The sequence below is a fragment of the Flavobacteriales bacterium genome (assembly GCA_013214975.1).
Lineage (GTDB): Bacteria > Bacteroidota > Bacteroidia > DT-38 > DT-38 > DT-38.
In genome coordinates this window covers 1-3257 of sequence record JABSPR010000140.1, presented here as the reverse complement: position 1 = coordinate 3257, position 3257 = coordinate 1, and the positions used below count along the sequence as shown (strand labels likewise).

General features: G+C 33.4%; 6 protein-coding genes. 4 read left to right on the top strand and 2 right to left on the bottom strand.

The genetic code is table 11. The features are described from left to right. Positions 1–120 precede the first annotated feature (120 nt). Together HRT72_05160 and HRT72_05155 are read left to right on the top strand one after the other, a co-directional pair. Entirely contained in the window at positions 121–714 is a 594-nt protein-coding gene (locus HRT72_05160) for a hypothetical protein (GenBank protein NQY67098.1), read from the top strand. Continuing rightward, positions 704–1231, top strand: a complete 528-nt coding sequence (locus HRT72_05155) for a hypothetical protein (protein ID NQY67097.1) — start codon at positions 704–706, stop codon at positions 1229–1231. The genes HRT72_05160 and HRT72_05155 overlap by 11 nt, the downstream gene beginning before the upstream one ends. A gap of 75 nt (positions 1232–1306) precedes the next feature. Here HRT72_05155 and HRT72_05150 read toward each other — a convergent pair whose 3' ends face one another. Both HRT72_05150 and HRT72_05145 read right to left on the bottom strand, forming a co-directional pair. Continuing rightward, a complete protein-coding gene (locus HRT72_05150) occupies positions 1307–1642 on the bottom strand; it encodes a hypothetical protein (protein NQY67096.1) in 336 nt (111 codons plus the stop codon). Between the two features lie 9 nt (positions 1643–1651). Then, on the bottom strand, positions 1652–1981 hold the full coding sequence (locus HRT72_05145; GenBank protein ID NQY67095.1) for a helix-turn-helix transcriptional regulator: 330 nt from the start codon (positions 1979–1981) through the stop codon (positions 1652–1654). Between the two features lie 148 nt (positions 1982–2129). Here HRT72_05145 and HRT72_05140 point away from each other — a divergent pair, with 148 nt between their 5' ends. Further along, positions 2130–2909: a site-specific integrase gene (locus tag HRT72_05140; GenBank protein NQY67094.1), complete on the top strand. Its 780-nt coding sequence runs from the start codon at positions 2130–2132 to the stop codon at positions 2907–2909. A 190-nt stretch (positions 2910–3099) separates the two neighbouring features. Continuing rightward, a partial coding sequence (locus HRT72_05135) for a transposase family protein (GenBank protein NQY67093.1) occupies positions 3100–3257 on the top strand: 158 nt, incomplete at its 3' end.

The following is a 3257-nucleotide window of genomic DNA, read 5'->3' as shown; positions in this document are numbered from 1 at the left end:
TAGTTTCCTTTTATAGTTCCTTTCCTTTTTATACAGAATAGTTAATTCTTCTTCGCTCTCTTTTATAAATATATTAGCTCTTTTTCCCATACTATAAATATACGAAATATATAGGCAGCTTTGAATTTAAACTGGTATTACTCCGATGAGAACGGTTTGGTGGGGGTAGGAACTTTTCAATTTAATGATGCTGAAAATGATGTAAAAGGTCTTAAGTCAGGAAGTATAAAGGGGCTTGATTTAAATTTTGAAGAGAATGTAGAGTATATGATGGCAAACGCTGTTTATAAATCGATTGGCGAAAATAAGTGGATGTATGCTTGGTTTGAAAGTGGCCCTAATGATAATAATATTATTACGAGAGGATCAGGAAATATGGATTTCGTAATAAGATATCATGGAGTCGCGGAAATGAACTCTGAAACGTTTATGTTTGAAATAAAGGATGTTAAGCTTGCTAGTAGTAAGCTGCATTTAGCAGGAGGAGTAGCTTATAATAATTATGATGCTGGAAATTATACATGGGCTTATTCAATGAAAAATTTAGGATTCAGTTGGATTTCGGTAAAGTCTTCTTCGGAAATAAATGGTTTATTTAATGGAAAACGGCAAAATGGGGCTGACTATCCATGGTATAAAAGTTATAATTATATTAGTATTGGTGGGGATGATGATATTGACCAGAAAGCTATAAAAGCAGGATATGATAGGTAAATTAAATAGCATTATAATTTTAGTATTAATTGCGTCAATACTGGTAGGGTGTTCATCGAATGACTCAGAGTTGGAAGCAAAATCATTTTATAAGGATGAGATTGAATCTATTGATTTGCATCTTTTATCGAATCATCGAATGTATAAACGTGGTAGTGCATATGTATTCGCTTCAATTGATTATAATGATGAGTACTTTGTTCTGTATAAGGATTCGTGTGAAAAGTTTTTGAAAAACAAAAAACATGTTGACTCTCAGCAACAGCTCGGGACGGTGATATTAGGTGTGTGTGATAGTGTGATACCATGTTTTGATGATTTAAAATTAGTAGCATTAAATTATAAGAATACTTTAATCAAGGATATGATTGAATTACAAATTTCACAAAATACAATTGTTGTGATTGTTCGTAATTCTAATTCTAAAACTCAGCAATACCTAATTAAGAAAAATGCTATTGCATTAGGAGATAGCTGGTATTACTATTTGTCGAATGGGAGGCAGTTTGATAATTAGAACTGCAAAAGTGCCAGTCTGAAAAAACGTAAAGCAATATAAGCCTTTGAGAAATCAGAGGCTTTTGTTTTGGAATTAGTTTTGGTTCTTTGGTAGTAGATGCGCGAACGGATACTTGGAGTCGTTGTCTTGTAGCTTTACAATGTAATTGATAGCTCTAAGAAATAGGGCTTCGTTGTTTTTATACTTGGGCGGTATTTGGTTGGCTATCTCTTTTTGCTCGTAGATCATTAAAGTTTTTTGGAAACCTATTGTCTCATCTGGTGTTAGTTGTAAATAAAGGTATTGCGCTAGTTTAACAGGGTCGGAAGAATTAGGGAAATTACTGTCGTTTAAAGCAATATCCAAGAAGCCGTTAATGTCGTGGTCGTCTTGTTCTAATATGTTTTTAAGAAAAGAGATGTAGTTCATCAGCGAGAATTATTTGTAAGCATCTCTAGTTTTAGCATCTCTCAGAAAAGCATCAATAGTTGCAAAGAGATGTTCTTTGTCTGTTTGGTCTAGTTGCGAAATATCTTCTAATCTTTTAAGGGCTTGGTTATCTATCACCATTTTTGTTTTGCCAACCAAGTAATCCAAAGAAACTTCTAAGGCATCAGCCAGCTTAACTGTAACATCAATAGAAGGAGAAATCAGATTACGTTCGTATCGTCCAAGAATATCGCCAGAGGTATCTATTATTTTACCGAGAGCTGATTGAGAAAGGCTTTTGCTCTTTCTTAAGAGCATGATGTGTTCACCGAGTGTCATATTAATTAGTAGTTAAATAGATCATTATTTATTGATAAGGGCAAAAGTATAGTATTAAAAGGTCTTATAAAAACCAAATAGTACTTTTGTAATTTAGACCAATCATTTACATATTGCTACCAATAGGTCTTAAAAATATATTTTTCCAATGTCAGCAAAAAAGTTCAATACACTAAATCCCGAATCCTTAATCTATCAAAATGAAATCTTAAAGCTAACCGTGCTAGGCGGTATTAAGCTTGAAGGTTTAGATAGAATGCGCAGCACTTTAAAAATAGAATTGAAAAATAGCAGCGTTCCACCAGTTCGCCACAACTTAGATCTGTACAACGATACCCAAACAGAAAAACTAATAAGAAAAACAGCAGAGAAATTAGAGATAGGCACCAGTGTAATAGCAGCGAGCTTATCAGAATTAATTGAGCAACTAGAAGCATACAGGTTAGATCAAATAAAAAAGTCGGAGGCCGACAGCCAAATAATAACCAAAGTATTATCAGCACAAGAAAGGCAGATTTACATAGGCGGAAGTAGAAAGAGTAATGAAAGAACGTTAGAGTTAAAATCAAATCAGATCATTGAGCTGATGGAATACCAATACACCACAAGAAATGAATTACTAAAATACCGAGAAGCAGAAACCGATCTACTGTTTTTATCTACACCAACAGCAGGGAAATTAAAAGCCACAGGAAGCGGAAAATTAGATATTTGGAAAAGCTTAAGAAATGACATTAGAAAGTACAATCCTAAGTTTATTAACTTCAAACAAGTACGGACAAGTGTAATAACTCATTGGTTAAAGCAATACAATCTTAGGCAAGTTCAACAAATGGCAGGACATAGATATGTGAGTAGTACAGAAGCTTATTTAGTGAATCAAACAGAAGATTTACAGAAAGATATTGACGAGTTCCATCCGTTTTAAACTTGATGTTCCAAATTGGAATATCAAAATGAAGCAGTAATTTTACACACGAAATAATACAAAATATGAGCAAAGAAGTAGGAATACAGGGCAAACGCACCTAAATCATAACTATCTAAATATCAGTTAATTGTATTGTTTTTATCGTTAATTATACGTATGTTTATCTGATAATCAGATATTTATACTAATGAGAGAAGGAGGTTTCTTATTGTATTTTTCAGGGATGAAAGATCCTCGTGTTGAACGGACTCGCTATCATCTTTTAGATGATATTGTTTTCATATCTATTGCTTCAGTACTGAGTGGCGCCGAATCATGGAATGAAATGGAGCGTTATGGGAATTT